This is a genomic window from Ralstonia mojiangensis, assembly GCF_023955645.1.
Taxonomy (GTDB): domain Bacteria; phylum Pseudomonadota; class Gammaproteobacteria; order Burkholderiales; family Burkholderiaceae; genus Ralstonia; species Ralstonia mojiangensis.
Genome location: NZ_JAMXHU010000005.1, coordinates 189,464 through 211,805, shown reverse-complemented (window position 1 = coordinate 211,805; position 22,342 = coordinate 189,464). Strand labels below are relative to the sequence as shown.

Annotated in this window: 18 protein-coding genes; 12 read left to right on the top strand and 6 right to left on the bottom strand. The window is 64.3% G+C overall.

The window, feature by feature from the left end; genetic code table 11:
* Nucleotides 1–112 precede the first annotated feature (112 nt).
* Nucleotides 113–1,039 carry a hypothetical protein gene (locus NG898_RS21395; protein ID WP_252694318.1) on the top strand — a complete coding sequence of 309 codons (927 nt, stop codon included), beginning with the start codon at nt 113–115 and terminating at the stop codon, nt 1,037–1,039.
* A 4-nt stretch (nt 1,040–1,043) separates the two neighbouring features.
* On the opposite strand, the gene NG898_RS21390 is transcribed toward NG898_RS21395, so the two are convergent.
* Nucleotides 1,044–1,475, bottom strand: coding sequence for a PGDYG domain-containing protein (locus tag NG898_RS21390; RefSeq protein WP_252694317.1), 432 nt, complete (start codon nt 1,473–1,475; stop codon nt 1,044–1,046).
* A 284-nt stretch (nt 1,476–1,759) separates the two neighbouring features.
* Here NG898_RS21390 and NG898_RS21385 point away from each other — a divergent pair, with 284 nt between their 5' ends.
* Both NG898_RS21385 and NG898_RS21380 read left to right on the top strand, forming a co-directional pair.
* A complete protein-coding gene (locus NG898_RS21385; protein ID WP_092972046.1) occupies nt 1,760–2,221 on the top strand; it encodes a nucleoside deaminase in 462 nt (153 codons plus the stop codon).
* A 111-nt stretch (nt 2,222–2,332) separates the two neighbouring features.
* On the top strand, nt 2,333–3,760 hold the full coding sequence (locus tag NG898_RS21380) for a dipeptidase (RefSeq protein ID WP_252694316.1): 1,428 nt from the start codon (nt 2,333–2,335) through the stop codon (nt 3,758–3,760).
* Nucleotides 3,761–3,842: 82 nt separating this feature from the next.
* Here NG898_RS21380 and NG898_RS21375 read toward each other — a convergent pair whose 3' ends face one another.
* Complete coding sequence (locus NG898_RS21375) at nt 3,843–5,945, bottom strand: hypothetical protein (protein WP_252694315.1); 2,103 nt, start codon at nt 5,943–5,945, stop codon at nt 3,843–3,845.
* A 244-nt stretch (nt 5,946–6,189) separates the two neighbouring features.
* Between NG898_RS21375 and NG898_RS21370 the strand changes: the two genes are divergently transcribed.
* A complete protein-coding gene (locus NG898_RS21370) occupies nt 6,190–7,308 on the top strand; it encodes a helix-turn-helix transcriptional regulator (protein WP_252694314.1) in 1,119 nt (372 codons plus the stop codon).
* 7 nt (nt 7,309–7,315) lie between these two features.
* On the opposite strand, the gene NG898_RS21365 is transcribed toward NG898_RS21370, so the two are convergent.
* From NG898_RS21365 to NG898_RS21350, 4 genes are all read right to left on the bottom strand, one after another.
* Nucleotides 7,316–7,621, bottom strand: coding sequence for an NIPSNAP family protein (locus tag NG898_RS21365; protein WP_252694313.1), 306 nt, complete (start codon nt 7,619–7,621; stop codon nt 7,316–7,318).
* A gap of 80 nt (nt 7,622–7,701) precedes the next feature.
* Nucleotides 7,702–8,733, bottom strand: coding sequence for a cytochrome d ubiquinol oxidase subunit II (locus NG898_RS21360; protein WP_232039824.1), 1,032 nt, complete (start codon nt 8,731–8,733; stop codon nt 7,702–7,704).
* Nucleotides 8,730–10,103: a cytochrome ubiquinol oxidase subunit I gene (locus NG898_RS21355; protein ID WP_252694312.1), complete on the bottom strand. Its 1,374-nt coding sequence runs from the start codon at nt 10,101–10,103 to the stop codon at nt 8,730–8,732. Before NG898_RS21355 ends, NG898_RS21360 begins: the two co-directional genes overlap by 4 nt.
* 18 nt (nt 10,104–10,121) lie before the next feature.
* Nucleotides 10,122–10,682 (bottom strand): GbsR/MarR family transcriptional regulator, encoded by a 561-nt coding sequence (locus NG898_RS21350; RefSeq protein WP_252694311.1) that lies wholly within the window; start codon nt 10,680–10,682, stop codon nt 10,122–10,124.
* A gap of 422 nt (nt 10,683–11,104) precedes the next feature.
* Between NG898_RS21350 and NG898_RS21345 the strand changes: the two genes are divergently transcribed.
* The 8 genes from NG898_RS21345 (at nt 11,105) to NG898_RS21310 (ending at nt 22,259) form a co-directional block, all read left to right on the top strand.
* A complete protein-coding gene (locus NG898_RS21345) occupies nt 11,105–12,649 on the top strand; it encodes a methyl-accepting chemotaxis protein (RefSeq protein ID WP_252694310.1) in 1,545 nt (514 codons plus the stop codon).
* 112 nt (nt 12,650–12,761) lie between these two features.
* Nucleotides 12,762–13,016, top strand: a complete 255-nt coding sequence (locus NG898_RS21340; protein WP_004627540.1) for a GlsB/YeaQ/YmgE family stress response membrane protein — start codon at nt 12,762–12,764, stop codon at nt 13,014–13,016.
* A gap of 161 nt (nt 13,017–13,177) precedes the next feature.
* The gene (locus NG898_RS21335; RefSeq protein ID WP_252694309.1) at nt 13,178–13,471 is read left to right on the top strand and encodes a hypothetical protein; all 294 of its coding nucleotides are present in this window, start codon (nt 13,178–13,180) and stop codon (nt 13,469–13,471) included.
* A gap of 393 nt (nt 13,472–13,864) precedes the next feature.
* The gene (locus NG898_RS21330) at nt 13,865–15,187 is read left to right on the top strand and encodes an MFS transporter (RefSeq protein ID WP_252694308.1); all 1,323 of its coding nucleotides are present in this window, start codon (nt 13,865–13,867) and stop codon (nt 15,185–15,187) included.
* A gap of 14 nt (nt 15,188–15,201) precedes the next feature.
* Complete coding sequence (gene nirB, locus NG898_RS21325) at nt 15,202–17,757, top strand: nitrite reductase large subunit NirB (RefSeq protein WP_252694307.1); 2,556 nt, start codon at nt 15,202–15,204, stop codon at nt 17,755–17,757.
* A 26-nt stretch (nt 17,758–17,783) separates the two neighbouring features.
* Nucleotides 17,784–18,122: a nitrite reductase small subunit NirD gene (nirD, locus tag NG898_RS21320; protein WP_252694306.1), complete on the top strand. Its 339-nt coding sequence runs from the start codon at nt 17,784–17,786 to the stop codon at nt 18,120–18,122.
* 106 nt (nt 18,123–18,228) lie between these two features.
* Nucleotides 18,229–19,461 carry an NAD(P)/FAD-dependent oxidoreductase gene (locus tag NG898_RS21315; RefSeq protein ID WP_252694305.1) on the top strand — a complete coding sequence of 411 codons (1,233 nt, stop codon included), beginning with the start codon at nt 18,229–18,231 and terminating at the stop codon, nt 19,459–19,461.
* A gap of 32 nt (nt 19,462–19,493) precedes the next feature.
* Complete coding sequence (locus tag NG898_RS21310) at nt 19,494–22,259, top strand: nitrate reductase (RefSeq protein ID WP_252694304.1); 2,766 nt, start codon at nt 19,494–19,496, stop codon at nt 22,257–22,259.
* Nucleotides 22,260–22,342: the final 83 nt, after the last annotated feature.

Sequence of the window (22,342 nt, the reverse complement as noted above, 5' to 3'; positions counted from 1 at the left end):
CCTATCGTGATGACAGAACGCCGCATGGCCGATGTGCCTTCGCAGGACCATTTGTTGCGACGGCATGTCTATCCGGGCCTCCTAGAATGAAGAACGATTCCACGAGAACGCCATGCCTATGACCTCCCATCGACATACCGCCTGGTCGGGCTCGCTTGCCGCTCTTGCTTTGGTGGCAGGCCTATGCCTGAGCCTCCCCGTGCGTGCGGCGGACAGTGCGCAAGGTCTGCGCGACAAATACCAGACCGTGGCGCCCCAGTTGACCGATAACGTGTTCCATCGCCCGTTGGTCCTGGAATCCACCGAAGCGCCTGACCGGCTCAAGAGCGACATCTATAGCGTGCTCGATTACCCCTTCGCGACCGTCAAGAATGCACTGGGCGATCCGGAGCACGGCGCTGCGAACTGGTGCGACGTGCTGATCCTGCATCTGAATATCAAGTACTGCCACGCCACGCAGGGTGCGGATGGCGGCGTGCTGAACGTGAATCTGGGCCGCAAGGTGGAAGACTCGCTCTCCAGCAGCTATCGCTTGGAGTTTGGTTATCACCCAGTTGCCAGCAGTGCGGATTATTTTCGCGTGGAACTCAGCGCGGCCTCCGGCCCGCTCAGCACCCGGGACTATCACATCATGCTGGAGGCCATTCCCGCGCCGGGCGGGGGTAACCACACGTTCCTGCATCTGACCTACGCGTACGGTTACGGTACGGCCGGCCGCCTGGCGATGCGCACGTACCTCGCCACCGTGGGCAGCGGCAAAGTCGGTTTTACCAAGGCGGCGGACTCGTCATCGGGCGCAGAGCCGGAATATGTGGGCGGCGTGCGCGGCCTGCTCGAGCGCAACACGATGCGCTACTACTTGGCCATCGACGCCTATCTGAAGTCGCTGTCGGCGCCCCCGGACAAGCGCTTGCAGCAGCGGCTGAACACGTGGTTCAACGCCACCGAGCAGTACCCGCGCCAACTGCATGAAGTGGAACGGCAGGACTATCTGCAGATGAAACACCACGAAGTTGAGCGCCAGCAGGCGGCGCAGTAACGCTTCAGGCCGGCCGGTAGACCTTGGCAAAGCGCTGCGCCTGCACGACGCCGTAGTCACCCGGGGCGTATTGGAGCACCCAGTCACCGGCTTGGCCGTGCAGCACATCGCCGGCTTCGGAGCGCGCCATCGAGAACGCTTCGCTCATCTGCCTGGCAAGCACCACGCTGGGGCGGTTGCGGTAGGCGCCGGCCTGTCCATGCGCGAGCGATGCATCGGCGGGAACGTATTTCGTATCGAAACGTTCGCGCGAGACCACCCAACGGTCCCCTGTCGAGCCGGTGATCAGCGCATCGCCGGGGGCGTAGCGGTTGGGGCCTTCCAGGCTCATCAGCTCGCCGGCTTCTGCGGCAAAGTCGACGTGGACGGTCTCGTCCTTGACGAAGGGGCGGGCGGCGGGGTCCGTGCGCAGATCGACGTGTTGCAGCGTGGGCATGAGGTGACGCAAAAAGCGATGAAGGCGAGGGCAAGCGAAAGGTCGTAAGCGTAGCGCAAATGGCCTGGTTACAGCGTGGTGGGATTGCCGTTGCGGTGACTTTCCAGCATCTTGTGGCGTGCCGGGCAGCCCGGAGCCCCCAAGGCCGCGCCCGAGCGTGCTCGATTTGGCCCAGGCCGCGCATCCGCTGAATTGCCCCCACGTTTTTCGTCGATTCTCATGCCAAGGATTTCATCGTGACCGTACCTGAGCCCCACACGCCATCCCAACTGACCGAACTCGACATGGCACTGTTGCGCCAGGCGATTGCGGTGGCCGACGACGCGCGTAAGCGCGGCCGCCATCCGTTCGGCGCGCTGGTGGCCGATGAGCGCGGTAACGTGATCGCCACCGCTGGCAACAACTCGATGCCGCCCGAAGGCGACCCCACGCAGCATGCCGAGCTGGCTGCCGCGGCGGCAGCGGCCAAGGTCCTGTCGCCCGAGCAGCTCGCGCGCTGCACGCTGTACACCAGTGCCGAACCTTGCTGCATGTGCTCGGGCGCCATCTACTGGTGCAACATCGGCCGCGTGGTCTATGCGTTGTCTGAGCACCATCTGCTGACGCTCACCGGCGACCACCCCGAGAACCCGACGTTTTCGCTGCCATGCCGGGAGGTGTTTGTACGCGGCCAGCGCCACATCGACGTGCACGGTCCGCTTATCGAAGACGAGGCTGCGCAATCGCACATCGGCTTCTGGGGGTGAGCGCCACGAACGTTCAAGATCGTCGTGTTTTGTAGGGCCATGTAAGCAACGGCGATAGAGCGATGGGCCGATCGCGCGCACAATACCGCAGCTCAATTTTGCGGGATGCGCATGCTCATCGATTGGTCCCTCATCGCCACGCGCGAGGCTGACGCGCTGCACGACACTGTTGTCGACATGGATGGCTGGGCGATGCCGCTGGACGCTGCCGCCCAGTCTGCCGATTACTTCCTGCTGAGCGCCGAAGCGCCGTGCTGCGGCGGTTGCTTGCCACGCAACCCCGCCTCCAGCATTGAGGTGTTGGCAGCCGCGCCCATGCCTGTAGGCGATATGACGCGCGTGCGCGGCCGGCTGATCCGTTTGCGGGACGACCCCGCAGGCTGGCGCTATCAATTGGTGGACGCGTCGCTTGCGCCCGGGGGCCCTGCTGCCGGATCGCCCTGCGTCAGCCGTCGCGTGTTTCTGGCCGCGGGTGCGGCGATGGGCTTGGCGGCCTGCGCGCCGGGGCGCTTTGCCAACTACACCGATGCACCGTCCGACACAGCTTCCAAGTGGACACCGCCACCCGGCGCACTGACCATCGACATGCATTCCCACGCCGGGCGCGTCATCATTTCTCGCGACCCGAAGATCGGCGCCAATCGGCCATTCTTGCCGGCGGCCGAGTCGATGCGCACCGGGGGCATGAACGTCATCTGCCTTGCCATCGTGACCGACACCACCGTCGTACACGTGGGCGCTGGCGGCAATCGTTTCGAGGCATTCCGTACGCCAGACCCGGGTGAGTTGTATCAACTTGGCATGACGGAAGTTGCCCGCGCACAGCGGTTGATCGAGCGCGAACAACTGCATGTTGTGACGGACCCCGCGTCGCTGGCAGCCATGGGCACGCGGGGGCCGAGCGTCATCATCGCGTCTGAAGGCGCAGATTTTTTGGAAGGCCGAATCGAGCGCGTGGACGAGGCCTACACACAGCACCGTCTGCGGCACCTGCAGCTCACGCATTACCGCGTGAATGAACTGGGCGATATCCAGACCGAGCCTCCCGTGCATGGTGGCCTGACGGATTTCGGGGCGGAGGTCGTGCGTCGCTGCAATACGTTGGGCATTGTGGTGGACGTGGCCCATGGCACGTATGACCTCGTCAAGCGTGCAGCGGCGACGACCACGAAACCGCTGGTGCTGTCGCACACGGCGCTGTCAGGGCTGCCCAGGCCGCGCAGTCGATTGATTTCGGCCGACCATGCACGCGCGGTGGCAGACACGGGCGGCGTGATTGGCGTGTGGCCCAATGCGGGGGATTTTCCGAACCTCGATGCCATGGCGCTGGGCATCAAGCGCATGGCCGACGTGGTCGGCGTGGCACACGTGGGGCTGGGCACCGACATGCTCGGTTTTATCCGGCCGCCGGTGTTCACTAGTTATACGCAGTTGCCCGCGCTGGCCACGGCGTTGGTGAAAGCGGGATTCACCTCAGTGGAAACAGGCCAGATTCTGGGTGGCAACTACCGGCGTGTGTTTGAGGCGACGGTGGGTTGATCGTGGCCCGCAGGGCGTCAGCCATGACGCCTTGCGGGCCCGATCACCGCGCTTCCCCGTGTGTGCCCTGCGGTCCTGCGTGTTAGCGGTCGTACTCGACCGACGTGGTGAAGTTCAGATCCAGCGGGTCGGCCCACGACATGTTGGTGAACGACATGTCCTGCGCGCCCGTCCAGCCCGTCACGGCGGGGAAGGCCACACCCTGATCACCCGCCACATTCACGGTGAGCGTGGTCCCGGGCGCTGCCGGTGAGGCACGGCCCACACCGTTCACGAACACCGTCGACTGGCCCGACATCGTGGAACGGATCTGCACGTTGACGCGCTTCACGAAGGGCACGCCCGCCTTGGTCGTCCACGTGACGGGCAGCGTGGCGCCGCCTGCAAACGTTGATGCCGTGCCCGGAGTGAGGATGTCGCGCGTGGCCTGTGAGATGTCCTGCCACGTGTATTGGCGCAGCGCATCGGGCGAGGGCGACGGCGTGCGCAACCGCACCGTGTACGTCTTGGACGGCTGGCTCGTGACACCGCCCTGATAGATGGCGATCGTGTAGGCGCTGAACGGCGTGATGGTCGCCAGCTCCGATGCCGTCAGTTGCGGCTTGGCCCATGCCGTGTTATTGCGCGGTGCATCACCGGGCCATGTGAAGCTGCCCTGGTTGGCTGTGTCTTGTGCCACGCCTGCCAGGCGGAAGTTGTTGCGGCAGGAGCTTTGCTTGGCAAGCAGAGCGAGCTGCGCCGGAGTCTGGCTCGCGCCAACCTGCGCACGGATATTCAGCGTGTCGCACGTGCCCGAAGACGGCTGCAGGAACACGCCATTGCGCAGACCGGGCCCGGTAACAATCGCAAAGTCGACCGGCGTGCCGGCCGCATCCGCGATGCCCACCTGCATGTTGATCGAATCGACAAACGCGTTGGTGCCCGTCATTGCGGTGGCGCTGTTCAGCCAATCCCACTTCTGCGCGTTGGCGTTGACTTTCGTGAGCACCGCGCGCTGATTGCCGACGATGCGCCAGCCGTTGTCGCCGCTGGCGCGAGAGGCAGGTTGTACCGCCACTTGCACATGCTGCTGCATGCCGTCGCGAAGGCCATCGGCGCGGGTCCAGGCGAGCTTGACCCACAGCGTGTCCCCGCTGCTGGATGCTATGCGGATGATCTCCGGCAGGCTGAAGCTGGCATTGTTCATCGCATCATCGGCGAACAGGCCTGGGTTGCCGCCGCCCGATGCCGGCCCGAATTCCTGGTCGGCCGTCATGCCGTTGTTCAGGTAGGCCGTCGGCACGCCGTTGATGAGCGCACCGTTGGCCACGTCATCCACGAAGATTTGGCCGCAAACGGGCACGCTGCCGCCCGTGCGCGCCGCCCCCGTGGAGCCGGCAAAGCATTGGTTCAGCGCCGCTTGCAGCGCAGCCAGATCCGAGGCGGTCGGCAGGTTGGAGACGGGGTTGCCATTGATGGTCGCCACGCTGGGCAGGCTCGCCTTGTCGCTGGGCTGAGGAGCGACGCCCGGCCCGAGCTGCAATTGCGCAGGCGTATCGCTCGATGCGCCCGCTACGGAGCTGATCTGCACGCTGCCGTCCGGCAGCACGTTTACCTTCAGTTGATCGAGCAGGCGATCCAGCCCTGGAGCACCGGCCGTCAACGGCCCCGAGATCAGATCCACCCCGGTATTGCCGGTGGCGGCCAACAGGTCGGCCAGGGCAGCGGCATAGGCGGCCACCGTGCTTGAGACGGTTTGCGCGGTCACCTTGCTCTGCAGCAGGCCCGTGTTGCCCAGGAGCTTGCTGGGGTTATCGCCCACGATCGTGGCGGCAATGGCGTTTGTGATGGGCGTGATGTTGATCGTCTGCGTGCCGGCACTGGCGGACAGCGCGATCAGCGTGGCTTGCGAGTCGGCTACGTTGCCGGCCGCCGACAGCACGAACGGCGCGGCAAGGCCCGTGACCGTGCACTGGAAGGCGCCCGTAGTGGCGTTAGCGGGGCAGTCGACCGACTTGCCGCTCGCATCCATTAGCGTGACTGTGGCGCCTTGCATGGCTGCACCCGTGGCAGCGACCCCGCTGACGGTCTGTGCTGCCGGAACGTTGGTGCCCGGCGCTGTGCTGGCGTTGCTACCGGAATCGCCGCCGCCGCAAGCCGACAACGCAAGCGTGGCGAGTGCGATGGAAATGGGGGTGAGTTTCATGGAGTCCTCCCTGGTTCGTGGGTGCGCCGTGCGTGCGACGCCGTTATTCGGCACGGAGATTCTCGAAGCACGCCCCAGGCGCCCGCATCATTCATTTGGAGGAAAGCGTCGCCAAATGAACGATGTTGACCGACGCACACACGTGCTACGTTTGAGCGCACAACATGTCCGCCGCCACTCAGTTTTCACGGGGTGAGCATGGCAGACGCCAAGGCCAGACAGCCATCCTTCGGGGGAGGGACGCGTGCTCAAAGACCAGCTCATCGGTGATCTGTACGAAGCTGCGGTAACGCAGGAAGGGTTTCTGGACGTGTTCCAGGGCGTGACGGAATCGCTTGGTGCCGACCTGTTCCACATGTTCAGTTGGGACGCCGTGCGCAATGCGCCTCAACTTTCGGTCTACTCCCCGAAGCGGGGGCTGGACGACACCATCGGGCTGTATGACAGGTACTACGGTGCACTGGACCCCCGCCGCGGTTTTGTCGAACGTGCGGGTGTGCGCGAGTTTGCGTTCTGCCAGGATTACCTGTCCGATGCGTATGTTGAGCGCAGCGAGTTCTTCCAGGACTACCAGATTCCGGCGGGCTTCCGTTACCTGATGGGCGTGCGCCTGGAGCGTCCCGGCAGCAGCGACATCCTGCTCGGCATGTTGCGCGCACACGGCCGAACGCCCTTTTCCGACGAGGATCGTTTCAACGCGGCCGGCATGACCGACCACCTGCAGCGCACGATCAACCTCTGGCGGGATACACGCGTGCTGCATCGCGATGCAGCACTCGGCGCCGAACTGATGGAGCAGCTTGGCCTGGCCGTATTCGCGCTCGGGCGGGACCAGCGCGTGTTGTTTGCCAATGCGCAAGCCGAAGCGCTGCTGCGCGCATCGACTTGCCTGCGGCTGGAGCACGGCCGAATGACAGCCGCGTTTGCTGCCGACAACGATGGCCTGCAAGCCGCGCTGGCGCGGGTGGCAAAGTCACGCAAGGGCGAGAGCTTTGCTGTGCGGCCGGCGCTTGGGGCGCCACACGAGATCTTTCTCGGCATCTCGCAATTGCCCGCCAATGCCGCGCATGCCGCGTTTGGGGATGCCGCCATGCTGGTCACGGCCCGGCGCAAGGGCGATGCGGCGCCGGTGACAGCCATGCAGTTGCGCCAGGCGTTCGGTCTGTCAGCGGCAGAGGCGGCGGTGGGCGAAGCGCTGATCGCCGGCAAGACGCCTGACGAATATGCGGCCAACGCCAACGTCGCCATGTCCACCGTGCGTTCGCAGCTACGGGCTATCTTTGAAAAGACCTGCACGCGCTCGCAGGCGGAGGCCGTGGGCGCAATGCTGTGGGTGCTGTCGCAGCGCAGGCCGCAAGGCTAGACGGCTGTCAGGAAAATACCGGACGGAAGAAGCTGCGCTCATAGCTGACGATGCAGCCGGTCTCTTCGGCGTACTGGAAGGCCGCCGTGCAATCGGGGTCGGTCTTGGCACGCTCCCGATAGACCTCGTAGGCCGCCAGACTCGGGAACGAGAACAGGGCCAGCGCGACGTTGTTCGCCCCTTCCGATGGGAGAAAGTAGCCGTGGTGCTGGCCGCCGAATTTCTCGACGAGCGGAATCCACATCTTTCCGTAGGCTTCGAATTCGACAAGCCGTGCCGGGTTGATGATGTAGCGGAGGTAGCAGGTGATCATGGCGCGTGTGGTGAGGTCGTGAACGCACCAGCCTAACCGTCCGCCCGCAGTCCGGTCAATGCTGCATGCGGGCGGCGTGTTCAGTAGTAGCGCAGCTCCGTCGCCTTGCCGTGGAACACCTTGTATGAGTAGATCGTGTAGCCGACGATGGTCGGCAGCACAATCGCCACGCCCACCAGCATGAACTCCAGCGATTCCGGCGCGCTGGCCGCTTGCCAGATGTCGAGCCGGTCCACCACGAGATACGGAAAGAGGCTGTAGGCCAGGCCATTGAAGGCCAGCAGGAAGATGGCGCCGGTGCCGACAAACGGCGCCCAGATCAGGTGTTCGTCGCCCTTGGCAATCTGCTGTGGCAGGCGGCGCAGTACCCAGTCGATCAGCAGGAACAGCACGATCGTCACCAGCGGCACGGGCGCCAGCAGGATGATGTTCGGCAGCGCAAACCACTTGTCGAACACGCGTGTGCTGACCCACGGCGTTGCCAGCGACACGGCGGCTACGCCGAGCGCGGTGAACCACAGGCTGCCGCGCGCCCATTGCACCGCGCGCAATTGCAGCGCACCTTCCGTCTTCATGATGAGCCACGTGGCGCCCAGCAGCAGGTAGCCCGCAATCAGGCCGCCCGCCGTGCAGATCGCAAAGACAACGTTGGCCGCGTCGTACTGGAACCCCGTGATGTACAGCCCGAGCATCAGGCCCTGCGCTGCGGTGGCGATGACCGAGCCGGCATAGAACGCGCGGTTCCACCACGGCTTGTGGTGCGCGCGCGCTTTGACGCGAAAGTCGAAGGCCACACCGCGCAGGATGAGGCCGAACAGCATCAGCGCCACCGGCAAATACAACGCGCCCAGGATCTCACCGTGCGCAGCCGGAAACGCCACCAGCAGCAGCCCGACCCCGAGCACGAGCCAGGTTTCGTTGGCGTCCCAGAACGGGCCGATGGAGGCGATCATGGTGTCCTTCTCGGCGTCATCGGCGCGGCGCAGCAGGATGCCGACGCCCAGGTCGTACCCGTCGAGCACAACATAGGCGAGCACGGCAATTCCCATCAGGGCCATGAAGACCACCGGCAGCCAGCCGGCGGGTTGGGTGAGGTCAGGGATGGTGCTCATGCGTGGCTCGCGAGGGGCGCAGAAAATTGGGAGGTGTGCTTGCCGGGGATATCGGCATCCGTCGGGTCGATGGCGCCACCGGCCTTGCGGGCTAGGTAGAACACCACGCCGATGTAGGAGGCGATGAGGAACGCGTACAGCGCGAGATACATCGCCAGCGTGCTGCCGATCATCCGTGCGGGCACGGACGACGCAGCTTGCGCGGTGGTCAGCACGCCGTAGACAAGCCACGGTTGCCGGCCGATCTCAGTGACGTACCAGCCGGCCACCACGGCCACCCAGCCTGAGAACGTCATGGCGACGAGGGCGCGTGCCAGCCAGTTCGGCAGTTCTCCGTGGCGGCGGAGGCGCCAGGCGCTTGTCCACGACACCGCCAGCATCAGCAGCCCCACGCCGACCATCAGGCGGAAGGCGAAGAACACCGGCAGCACGGGCGGGTGCTGGTCGAACTGATCGAGCCCCCGCACCTCGCCGTCGAGCGAATGCGTGAGATACAGCGACGCCAACTTCGGCACCGCGATTTCGTAGCGGTTGCTGTGCGAGGCCGTATCGGGAATGCCGAACAGCACGGCGGGCACGCCACGTTCGGTTTGCCAGATGCCTTCCATCGCGGCCAGCTTGGCCGGTTGTTGCTCCAGTGTGTTGAGACCGTGCGCGTCGCCGGCGGCAATCTGCAGCGGGATCAGCATGGCGGCGAGCACCACGCCTGTCTTGAGCGCCGCACGCACATCGCCACCTCGGTCGTTGCGCAGCCAGCGGTAGGCCGATACGCCCGCCAGCAGAAACGACACCGTCAGCCCCGAGGCCAGCAGCATGTGCGTGAACCGATACGGAAACGACGGGTTGAAGATGATCGCAAGCCAACTTTGCGGATGTGCGCGACCGTCGATCATCACGTAGCCGGCGGGTGTCTGCATCCAAGAGTTGAGCGCGATGATCCAGAACACCGAGATGGTCGTGCCCAGCGCAACCAGGAACGTCGCAAATGTATGGATGCGTGGGCTCACGCGGCCTGTGCCGAACAGCATGATCCCGAGAAAGCTGGCCTCCAGAAAGAACGCGGTCAGCACTTCATACGCCAGCAGAGGCCCGGCTATGTTGCCGACGGTATTCATATAGCCGGGCCAGTTCGTGCCGAACTGAAAACTCATCGTCACGCCGGACACCACGCCCAGCGCGAACGTCAATGCAAAGACCTTCACCCAAAGGCGGTATGCGGCCATCCAGGCCTCGTTACCGGTCTTGCGATAGCGCAGCTTGAAGAACAGCAGCACCCACGCAAGCGCGATGCTGATGGTGGGAAAGAGGATGTGGAACGTGATGTTGGCGCCAAACTGGATGCGCGCCAGGACAACGGGATCGAGCGACATGGTTTTTCTTGATACGGGCTACTTCGATTTGCCGCCAACGACCACGGCAAGCTTGTTCTTCATCTCCAGCAGCTTGTGCACCTTGGAGCCCATCTTCATGAGTTGCTGCAACGATTCGGCGTCGAGTTTCTGCACGTCGTCAAACCAGTTGGTCATGAGCGTGATGAGCTGATACATCTCTTTCATGCGCGCCTGAGCGTGTCGGTCATCCGGATCGGTGGGGGATTCGAGCATGACGTCGCGCAGCAGCGTGAGCGTGGGGTCGATCTCGCGCTTGCGGCGCTCCTCGGCCAGCGTGCGGAAGATGGTCCAGATGTCGTCCGGGGCGGAGAAGTATTCGCGCCGGTCGCCCGGCTTGTGCGACAGCCGCACGAGCTTCCAAGACTCCAGCTCCTTCAACCCGATGCTCACGTTTGAGCGGGAGAAGCCCAGCGCCTCGGCGATCTCGTCCGCGTTGATCGGCTCGCGCGCGGCGTAGAGCAGGGCGTAGATCTGCCCAACGGTGCGGTTGATGCCCCAGCGGCTGCCCATCTCGCCGAAATGCAGAACGAACCGCTGTTTCAAGGGGGAGAGTTGCATTGTTTTGATCTTTCTCAATTTTTAGGAATTTCTGAAAGTTTAGCCTCCGTTGCTGCCCTTGGGATGTGACGCGCTGTCGCGGGACGTGTGGGGCGTTGGCAGCAGCCGGAGGGTGTCAGAAGTGTGAGAACAGCTCACAAGAAAACGTGTGGCGCGTCAATATCGTGCCTTTTATCTTGTTTATCCGTCAATATTTAACGCAAATAGGGTATTACTGGGGGCGACGTGCGGAAGTAATCCGCATAGCCAGCCCGCGGAGGCAAGAAAGAAGGCGGGTAAAGCAGATAAGAATCATTTTCAAAATGCAGTATCTGCTAGGGCAGTTGAATTGCGGGGCGTCGCAAAACAAGGTTATCGGGTCTTAATAAATCCAGTTATGTGCCGATAATCCGTTGCGAAGTAAATCATCAAAGGAGATCCCCATGCGTGTCAACGAACCTGTTACCCAGCGCGAATACGAGTTCCCGGACAACGCCACGCTCATGTCGACCACCGACACCCAGAGCTACATCGCCTATGCGAATGCAGCGTTTGTGGAGGTGAGCGGTTTTTCCCGCGAAGAAATTGAAGGCCAGCCACATAACATCGTGCGCCACCCAGATATGCCAACCGAGGCATTTGCCGATATGTGGGCCACGCTCAAGGCGGGGCAGCCCTGGACGGCGCTGGTCAAGAACCGCCGCAAGAATGGCGACCATTATTGGGTGCGTGCCAACGCCACGCCCGTGGTGCGTAACGGTCGGGCCAGCGGCTATATGTCGGTGCGCACCAAGCCCACGCGCGAGGAAATCGCGGCGGCCGAGGCGCTCTATAAAGATTTCCGCACCGGCCAGGCGGGCAGCCGCAAGTTTCACAAGGGCCTGATCGTGCGAACCGGGCTGATGGCCTGGCGTTCGGTGTTCCAGGTGATGCCGGTGCGCTGGCGCATTCGGCTCACGTTTCTCACATTGCTGCCCGCGTTGCTGGCGGTGGCGTGGGCGTTTGGTCTCTCCGGCGCGGCGCTCGGCGGTTTTGCCGGCGCGTTGCTCGTGGCTTTGGCGCTGGCCTCGTGGTCATTGAAGGTGCAGATCGCCACGCCGCTGGAAAAACTGCAGGAACTTGCGCTGAGCGTGGCCTCGGGCGAGAGCCGGAAAGTCGCCATCGCAGACCGCGTGGACGAGATCGGCATGACGCTGCGCACGGTCAGCCAGCTCGGGCTGATGTTCCGCTGGTTGATCGACGACGTGGCCGAGCAGGTCATCAATGTGCAATCTGCCAGCCAGGAGATCGCCAAGGGCAACGGCGACATCAACACCCGCACCGAGCAGGCCGCCGCAAGCCTGGAAGAAACCTCCAGCTCCATGACGCAAATGACCGCCACGGTGGCCAGCAATGCAGAGACGGCGGGGCAGGCGAATACGCTGTCGGGCGCGGCCACGCAGGCGGCGGTCAACGGCGGCCGTGCCATGGAGCAGGTGGTGGCCACCATGGGCGCCATCACGCAGAGTGCCAAGCAGATTGCCGACATCATCGGCGTGATCGACAGCATTGCATTCCAGACCAACATCCTGGCACTCAATGCCGCCGTGGAGGCCGCGCGTGCTGGCGAACAAGGTCGGGGTTTTGCCGTCGTGGCGGGCGAGGTGCGTGCGCTTGCGCAGCGCAGCGCGGGTGCAGCCAAGGAGATCAAGGAGCTGATCGGCACCAGTGTCGACAAGGTTGAATCGGGCTCGCGGCTGGTGGACGATGCCGGCAAGACCATGGATGACATCGTCGAGCAGGTCAAAAAGGTCTCGGCCATGATCGCCGATATCAGCCTGGCGACGGCCCAGCAGACCGAGGGCATCACGCAGGTCAGCCAGGCGGTCAACCATCTGGATCAGGTCACGCAAGAGAACGCCACGCTGGTTGGCCAGAGCGCGGCGGCGGCCGAGGGCTTGCGCATTCAGGCCACGCGCCTGGTGGAGGCGGTCAACGTGTTCCGTTGAGCACGATGCAATTGCAAAAACCGAGTGAGCGCCACATCGCGATTGTGCTGTCTTCGCCTACTATGCCTGTGCGGTAACGTCCCTAAAAACGCACATTCTTTGGAGCGCGAACATGGCCTCACACGGTTTGATTGCCTGGTTGATCATCGGCGCGGTGGCGGGTTGGCTTGCCGGCATCCTGGTCAAGGGTGGCGGTTTCGGCATCTTCGTCGACATCGTGGTCGGCATCGTCGGTGCCTTCATCGGCGGATGGCTGGCGGGGGTGCTGGGCATCTCGCTGGGCGGCGGGTGGATCGGCTCGATCATCACGGCGGTGATCGGCGCGGTGATCCTGCTGTTCATCATTCGGCTGATCAAGCGCGCATAGCGCGAGACAACACCAGACTCAAGAACGGCGGTGGATGCGGATGTCATCCAACCGCCGGATTTCAACACGCACCCCATCACCTAGACTGGTTGAACCAAGGGCAGTCGCGCCACGCCACAAGCACCAGCGCGGCCGGTACACGCTAACCCAGCGAGGCCACCATGTCTGACCAGCTCACCACCGCACCGCAAGAACTCTACGAAGGGTTCGAGATTCACGTTGTGCCAAGCCCGACGCGGGCAAACTCCACGCGCTACACCTACACCGGCTACGTGTGCCACCCTGGCGCCGATCCGCAGTTGCCCGGCCACGTCGTGCCCTTTCATGCCGACGGGGACGACACCTTCCGCAGCCCCGAAGAGGCCATGGAGGAAGCCGTGCACGTGGCGCGCAGCATTGTCGACGGCACGCATCCGGATCTGTCGGTGCTGTCGATCGTGACGCACGGCTACTGACGCCGATACCTGCCGGCATCTGATCCGGCGGCCTCCCTCAAATCGGTCCTGCATGTGATGCACCGGTCGCCAGTGGCGGCGGCCGACGCATTTGCTGTGCCGCACCATCCCGAATCGCATCTGCACCGAAACCGTGCGGTGCGGCGCCCGCGCATGAGGCAAGCGCCCCGCCCGATTTCTGGGAAATTTCCCGCAAACCGCGATAGCTCAAGGCTTCGCCTCCTTGGCATACCTGTTGCATAGCACCATTGCGCGGGTCAAAGGCGATTCGTGCTCTTCGTGGTGAAGGCCCTGGTGCTCAGGGCTACTTGGACAACGGCGTCCCAGACCCGGCTACTGCAGTCGGGCTCTCGGACGCCTTTCTTTTTTTTCGGCCCCTGATTGGGATTCAACATGACCGGCAAAGCCACCCGAATCGACCTGTTCAGCCTGCGTACGCCGCAGATGCGCGCCTTCCATCTGACGTGGCTCGCGTTCTTCGTGTGTTTCTACGCATGGTTTGCCTGTGCGCCGCTCATGCCGGTGCTCAAGGGCGAGTTCCACCTCACGCCCGGCCAGATCGCCAACATCAACATCGCGGCAGTGGCGGTGACGATCCTGGTGCGGCTGATTGTCGGCCCGCTGTGCGACCGCTTCGGGCCGCGCAAGACCTATACCGGCTTGCTGCTGCTGGGCGCCATCCCGGTGCTGGGCGTGGCGCTCGCGCAAAGCTACGAAACCTTCCTGTTCTTCCGCCTGGCGATTGGCGCGATTGGCGCGAGCTTCGTCATCACGCAGTACCACACGTCGGTCATGTTCGCGCCCAACGTGGTGGGCACGGCCAACGCGGCGGCTGCAGGCTGGGGCAATGCGGGCGGCGGTGTGGCACAGGGCACGATGCCGCTGCTGCTGACCGCCATCGTGATGATGGGTGTGACGCAGAGCATGGGCTGGCGCCTCGCCATGGTGGTGCCGGGCGTGGCGATGCTGATCGTCGCGGCGCTCTACTGGCGCTATACGCAGGACTGCCCGGAAGGCAACTACAGCGCGCTGCGCGCTGCCGGCAAGACCATCGAAGGCGGGAAGAAGGGCGGCTGGGGCAGCTTCGTGGCCGCCGCCGGCAATTACCGTGTGTGGCTGCTGTTCATCACTTATGGCGCATGCTTTGGCGTGGAGATCTTCATCCACAACATTGCCGCGACCTACTACGTCGATCACTTTGGCCTGTCGCTGTCGGCTGCGGGCATGGCTGCGGCGAGCTTCGGCCTGCTGGCGCTGTTTGCCCGCGCGCTGGGCGGCATCGTGTCGGATCGCGTGGCAGCCAAGCGCGGCCTGGATGCACGCGCACAACTGCTATGCCTGCTGATGCTGGGTGAGGGCCTCGGTCTGTTCGGTTTTGCCCATGCTGGCAGCGTGCCGGTGGCCATTCTGGCGATGCTCGGCTTCGGCCTGTTCACGCATATGGCGTGTGGTGCCACGTATGCGCTGGTGCCGTTCATTGACCGTCGCGCGCTGGGCGGCGTGGCCGGCATCATCGGCGCGGGCGGCAACGCCGGCGCGGTGGCGGCGGGCTTCCTGCTCAAGGGTATGGCCGATACGCAGGCCACGCTGTCCATCCTCGGCGTGCTGGTGGCGCTGTCGGCCATCTGCGCCGTCGCCGTGCGTTTCTCGGCCGAGCACAAGGCACGCGAACAAGCGCTGTACGACAACACGCTGGCCGCCGCCGGCAACGCCTGAAAGAGGACATCACCATGACCATGAAGATCGTCGTCATTGGCCACGGAATGGTGGGCCACAAGTTTCTGGAAAGCCTGCTGCATGCGCCGGGCCATCACCTTGAGGTGACGGTGCTGTGCGAAGAGCCACGCCCCGCATACGACCGCGTGCACCTGTCGGAATTCTTCACGGGCAAGACGGCGGAAGATCTCTCGCTTGTGGCCCCGGGCTTTTTCGACCGCGATGATGTGGTGCTCAAGCTCAACGCCCGCGCCACGGCCATCGACATCACCGCCAAAACCGTGACGGCCTCCACCGGCGAAGTGCTGCCATACGACAAGCTCGTCATCGCGTCGGGCTCGTCGCCGTTTGTGCCGCCCGTGCCAGGCAAGGACCGCAAAGACTGCTTCGTCTATCGCACCATCGAAGACCTCGAAGCGATGGCTGAATGCGGCCAGCGCGCCAAGACCGGCGTCGTCATCGGCGGTGGCCTGCTGGGGCTGGAATGCGCCAAGGCGCTGCGCGACATGAACCTGCAAACGCACGTGGTCGAGTTTGCCGGCCGCCTGATGGCGATGCAGGTGGACGACGGCGGCGGCCGCATGCTGCGCTGGAAGATTGAAGATCTTGGCGTGACCGTTCACACGCAGAAGAACACCTCGGAGATCGTCGACGGCGAAACGGCGACGCATCGCCTGAACTTTGCCGACGGCACGCACCTGGAAGCCGACATGGTCGTCTTCTCGGCCGGCATCCGTCCGCGCGATGAACTGGCGCGCGCCTGCGGTCTGGAAGTGGGCGAACGCGGCGGCATCGTGATCGACTCCGAGTGCCGTACCTCGGCGCCGGACGTGTACGCGATTGGCGAATGCGCGCTGTGGGGCGGCAAGGTCTACGGCCTGGTCGCACCGGGTTACGAGATGGCGCGGATCACCGCCAAGCAGATCCTGGCCGCCGACGATGTGACAGAGTTCAGCGGCGCCGACATGAGCACCAAGCTCAAGCTGATGGGCGTGGATGTCGCCAGCCTGGGCGATGCGCAGGGCGTGACGCCAGGCAGCCGCAGCGTGCAGTTCACCGACGAGCGCAAGCAGATCTACAAGAAGCTGGTGGTGTCGGAAGACGGCAAGTACCTGCTGGGCGGTGTGCTGGTGGGTGATGCGGCCGAATACGGCACGCTGCTGCAGATGATGCTGAATCGGATCGAGCTGCCCGAGGCGCCCGAATTCCTGATCCTGCCGCAAGCCGATGGCAACGCACGCCCCGCACTGGGTGTGGATGCGCTGCCCGAGAGCGCGCAGATCTGCTCCTGCAACGACGTATCGAAGGGCGCGCTGTGTCAGGCCGTGTGTGCCGGCGCCACCACCGTGGGCGCGCTCAAGGACGCGACCAAGGCCGGTACCTCGTGCGGCGGCTGCGTGCCGCTCATGACGCAGGTGATGAAGGCCGAGATGAAGAAGCAAGGCCTGGCCGTCAACAACCACATCTGCGAGCACTTTCCGTATTCGCGCCAGGAGCTTTATCACCTGGTGCGCGTGGGCCGCATCCAGTCGTTCGAGGCGCTGCTGGAAGCCCACGGCAGCGGCATGGGTTGCGACATCTGCAAACCGGCCGTGGCGAGCATCCTTGCTTCGTGCTGGAACGACTTCGTGCTCAAGAAAGAGCACGCCGGTCTGCAGGATTCCAACGACTACTTCCTTGCCAACATCCAGAAGGATGGGACGTACTCCGTGGTGCCGCGCATGCCCGGCGGCGAGGTGACGGCAGAGGGCCTGATCGCCGTGGGCCAGGTCGCCAAGAAATACGGCCTGTACACCAAGATCACCGGCGGCCAGCGTGTCGACCTGTTCGGCGCACGCCTGGAGCAACTGCCGCTGATCTGGGAAGAGCTGATTGCGGCAGGCTTCGAGTCGGGCCATGCCTATGGCAAATCGCTGCGCACGGTGAAGTCGTGCGTGGGGTCCACATGGTGCCGCTATGGCGTGGGCGATTCGGTGGGTTTTGCGGTGGCGCTGGAGAACCGCTACAAGGGCTTGCGCTCGCCGCACAAGCTGAAGTTTGGCGTGTCGGGCTGCACGCGTGAATGCGCCGAAGCACAAGGCAAGGATGTCGGCATCATCGCCACCGAGAAGGGCTGGAACCTTTATGTGTGCGGCAACGGCGGCATGAAGCCCCGTCATGCTGAACTGCTGGCGGCAGACCTCGACCAGGAAACGCTCATCAAGTATGTCGACCGTTTCCTGATGTTCTACGTGCGCACGGCCGACCGCCTGCAACGCACCAGCACGTGGCGCGACAACCTGGAAGGCGGCCTGGACTATCTGAAGGACGTGGTGATCAACGACAAGCTGGGCATCGTGGCAGAACTCGAGGCCGAGATGCAGCACGTGGTCGATACCTATCAAGACGAATGGAAGACGGCCGTGACCAACCCCGAGGTGCGCAAGCGCTTCCGTCACTTCGTCAACAGCGAGGCGAAGGATGCGAATGTCGTCTTTGTAGAGGAGCGCGGCCAGATCCGCCCAGCCACGGTGGAAGAGCGCGCCAAGACCCGGCCCGTGCGCATTCCCGTTGTTGCTGAAGCTGCTTGAGCTTGATAGAGGAAGAGGAGGACGCCATGCAAGCATCCCGTTGGACCCCGATCTGTGCCCTGGACGACATCGTTCCCAACACCGGCGTCTGTGCGCTGGTGGAAGGTGACCAGGTCGCCGTTTTCCGTGTGGGCGGCAACACACCGCAGGGCGTGTACGCCATCGGCAACTACGATCCGAACTCCGATGCCGCCGTGCTCTCGCGCGGGCTGGTCGGCAACCTGGGCGAGCGCATTGTCGTCGCGTCGCCGATCTACAAGCAGCATTTCGACCTGACCACGGGCGAGTGCCTGGAAGCGCCCGCCAACTCCGTACATGCTTACGCAACCAAGGTGGAAGACGGCAAGGTCTGGGTAGCGGCATGAGCCGTAATCGGCTGCCCTGCGCAGTGGGCAGACACACGGCGGCAAATGCCGATGGCCACCGGCACTGAGTGAATCAAATGACCGACAACCTTCAGGAGAGGGCAGCATGAACGCCAAGACCGTACGCCCCAAGCTGGTCGTCATCGGCAACGGCATGGCCGGCATGCGCACGGTCGAAGAGTTGCTCAAGCTGGCGCCGGACCTGTACGACGTGACCGTGTTCGGCGAAGAGCCGCACGGCAACTACAACCGCATCCTGCTCTCGCCTGTGCTGGCGGGTGAGAAGCAGGTTGACGACATCATGCTCAACACGCGCGAGTGGTACGACCAGCACCACATCACGCTGCACGCGGGCGACCCGGTGGTTGCTATCGATCGCCCGCGCCGCACACTGCGCTCGCGCGACGGCGTGGAGGTGCGCTACGACCGCCTGCTGATCGCTACGGGCTCGCGGCCGTTCATCCTGCCGGTGCCGGGGCATCTGCTGCCCGGCGTGATCGCCTTTCGCGACATTCAGGACGTGGAGACGATGCTGGAGGCGGCCCGCAACCACCGGCATGCGGTCGTCATCGGCGGTGGCCTGCTTGGGCTGGAAGCCGCCAACGGCCTGATGCGTCAGGGCATGGACGTAACCGTGGTGCACCTGCCCGACAGCCTGATGGAGCGCCAGCTCGACAAGCCGGCCGCCAAGCTGTTGCAGAAGGCGCTGGAGGCCAAGGGCCTGCGCTTCCTGCTGGGCGCGCACACCGCGGAGCTGCTTGGCACCGACCGTGTGACCGCCGTGCGGTTCAAGGATGGCACCCAGATTCCCGCCGACCTCGTCGTCATGACTGCCGGTGTGCGCCCGAACATTGAGCTTGCCAAGGCCGCCGGCCTGCATTGCGAACGCGCCATCATCGTCGACGACACGCTGCAAACCTATGACCCACGCATCTACGCCGTGGGCGAATGCGTGCAACACCGCAGCGCAACGTTCGGTCTGGTTGCACCCATCTGGGACCAGGCCCGCGTGTGTGCCGCGCACCTGGCTGGCGCCGGACACCGCCGCTATATCCAGCAGGCCACGGCAACCAAGCTGAAGGTCACGGGCGTGGATTTGTATTCGGCGGGCGATTTCATCGGCGGCGACGGCACCGAAGACATCGTGCTGCGCGACCCGCGCCGCGGCGTCTACAAGCGCCTTGTGCTGAAGGAAGACCGCATCGTCGGCGCAGTGCTATACGGCGACGTAGCCGATGGCCCGTGGTACTTCGACATGATCCAGCGCCAGACCCCCATCACACCGATTCGCCAGCGCCTGTTGTTTGGCCGCGCGCTGTGCGAAGCAGAAGCCGCCTGATCTCTGATCTGCCTGACACCCAAGGCCATCTCATGACGATGACGACCATCCCCATCCACCCGGCAATCGATACCGCAGCCAACACGGTGCGCACCACCTGCCCGTACTGCGGTGTTGGCTGCGGTGTGCTTGCGACCCCGCAGGCGGATGGCAGTGTCAGCATTCAAGGCGATCCGACGCATCCCGCCAACGCAGGGCGCCTGTGCGTGAAAGGCTCGGCGCTGGGCGAGACCGTCAGCCTGGACGGCCGGCTGCTCCACCCGGCCATGCGCCATCGCTCGCATGATGTGGACGCTGCGCAGCTCACCAAGCCGGCGCCATTGCAACCCGTGTCGTGGGACACCGCGCTCGATGCGGTCGCGCACGGCTTTCGCCGCATCGCTGAAGAGCACGGCCCGGATTCCGTGGCGCTCTACGTCTCCGGCCAGTTGCTGACCGAGGATTACTACGTCGCCAACAAGCTGATGAAGGGCTTTATCGGCACGGCCAACATCGATACCAACTCACGGCTGTGCATGTCGTCAGCCGTGGCCGGGCACAAGCGCGCGTTTGGCGAAGACCTCGTGCCCGTCTGCTATGACGATCTGGAAGCGGCAGACCTCGTCGTGCTGGTGGGCTCCAACACGGCGTGGTGCCACCCGATCCTGTTCCAGCGCATCGTGCGCGCCAAGGAAGCGCGGCCTGCGATGAAGGTGGTGGTGGTTGACCCGCGCCACACCGCCACGTGCGAGCTGGCCGACCTGCATCTGCCCATCAAGCCCGGCAGCGATGTGTGGCTGTTCAATGGCCTGCTGTCGTTTCTCTCGCGACGCGGTGTGGTGGACCGGAACTTCGTCACGCTGCACACCAACGGCCCGGACGCAGCACTGGAAGCCGCCGGCACCGAGAGCCACGACGTCGAAGCCATCGCCAAGGCCTGCAAGCTCAAGCTAGACGATCTGCTGACCTTCTACAGCTGGTTTGCCGATACCGAACGCACCATCACGGCGTTCTCGATGGGCGTCAACCAATCGACAGCGGGTACGGACAAGGTCAACAGCATCATCAACTGCCACCTGCTCACCGGTCGCATCGGCCGTGCGGGCATGGGGCCGTTTTCGATTACCGGCCAGCCGAATGCGATGGGCGGACGCGAAGTGGGCGGTCTGGCCAACATGTTGGCCGCGCACATGGAACTGAACGAGCCTTCGCATCGCGACCTCGTGCAGACGTTCTGGGGCGCACCGCGCATGGCCGACAAGGTGGGCCTCAAGGCGGTCGATCTGTTCAACGCCATTGAGGACGGGCGCATCAAGGCCGTGTGGATCATGGGCACCAACCCCGTGGTCAGCCTGCCCGATGCGGACCAGGCGCGCCGTGCGCTGGCCAAGTGCGAGCTCGTCGTCGCTTCCGACATCGTTGAAGCCACCGACACCACCGTACTGGCCGACATCCTGCTGCCCGCACTGGGCTGGGGCGAGAAAGACGGCACCGTGACGAACTCCGAGCGTCGCATCTCGCGCCAGCGCGCCTTTCTGCAGGCTCCCGGTGAGGCGCGTGCCGACTGGGACATCATCGCCGACGTTGCCCGCCGCATGGGTTACGACGGCTTCGACTTCAAGAGCCCGGGCGATGTGTTTGATGAACACGCACGCCTGTCCGCCTACGCCAACGATGCGAGCGGCACGCGTCGTGCCTTCCATCTGGGCGGCCTGACGGGGCTCGATGCCGATGCATACAACGACATGTCGCCGGTGCAATGGCCCATCGCAACGTCAGGCAACAGCGAAGCGCGCCTCTTCAGCGATGGCCGTTTCGCCCACGCCGATGGCCGCGCGCGTTTCGTGCCGACGCCTGCCCGTGCGCCCGCGCATGCGGCAGATGGCGAATATCCGCTCATCCTCAACACCGGCCGTGTGCGCGACCAATGGCACACCATGACGCGCACCGGCCGCGCGCCCAAGCTGGCGGACCACGTGCCCGAACCGTTCGTCGATCTGCACCCGCACGATGCGCTCCTGGCCGGCGTGCGCGAAGGCAACCTGGCGCGTGTGTCGTCGCGCTGGGGCAGTGTGGTGGCGCGTGTGCGCATGACGGGCGGAATCGCGCGCGGCAACGTGTTCGTACCGATCCACTGGAACGGCCAGTTTGCTTCCGATGCGCGCGTGGGCGCGGTCGTCAATCCGGTGGTCGACCCCGTGTCCGGCGAGCCGGAGTTCAAGCACACGCCGGTGATGGTCGAACCGTTCGATGTGGCGTGGCACGGCTTTGTGCTCTCGCGCCGCGCGCTCAACACCGACGATGCAACGTGGTGGACGCGCATTCAAGGCAAGCAATTCGTGCGCTATGAGCTGGCCGGCCGCCAGCATCTTGGCTCTGTACATGATTGGGCGCGCGCGCTGCTGGGCGTGACCGACCCACATGCCGATTGGCTCGAATATGAAGACACCACCGCGCGTGTTTACCGCGCCGTGCACGTGGTGGACGACCGCATCGAAGCCTGCGTGTTTCTGTCACCGCGTCCGGATCTGCCGTCGCGCAACTGGCTCGCAGGCCTGTTCGCGCAAGAGCGCCTGGAAGACGTCGATCGCGCGGGCGTGCTGCTCGGCCAGCCGATCGAAGCGGGCGTCGATGTGGGGCCAACCGTGTGCTCGTGCTTTGGCGTGGGTCGCAACACCATCTGCGATGCCATCCGCACCAAGGGCCTGCAAACCACCGGCGAGATCACGGCTTGCCTGAAGGCGGGCGGCAATTGCGGCTCGTGCGTGCCGGAACTCAAGCGGCTGCTGGTGGAGGCGAGCGTGCAGCAGGCCGCATGACCTTTGCATCACGTTACGCGCTAGACCGCTTTTATGCCCGGGTAATATTGACATCCAATTAAACCCGGGTAGAATGCGTTCCT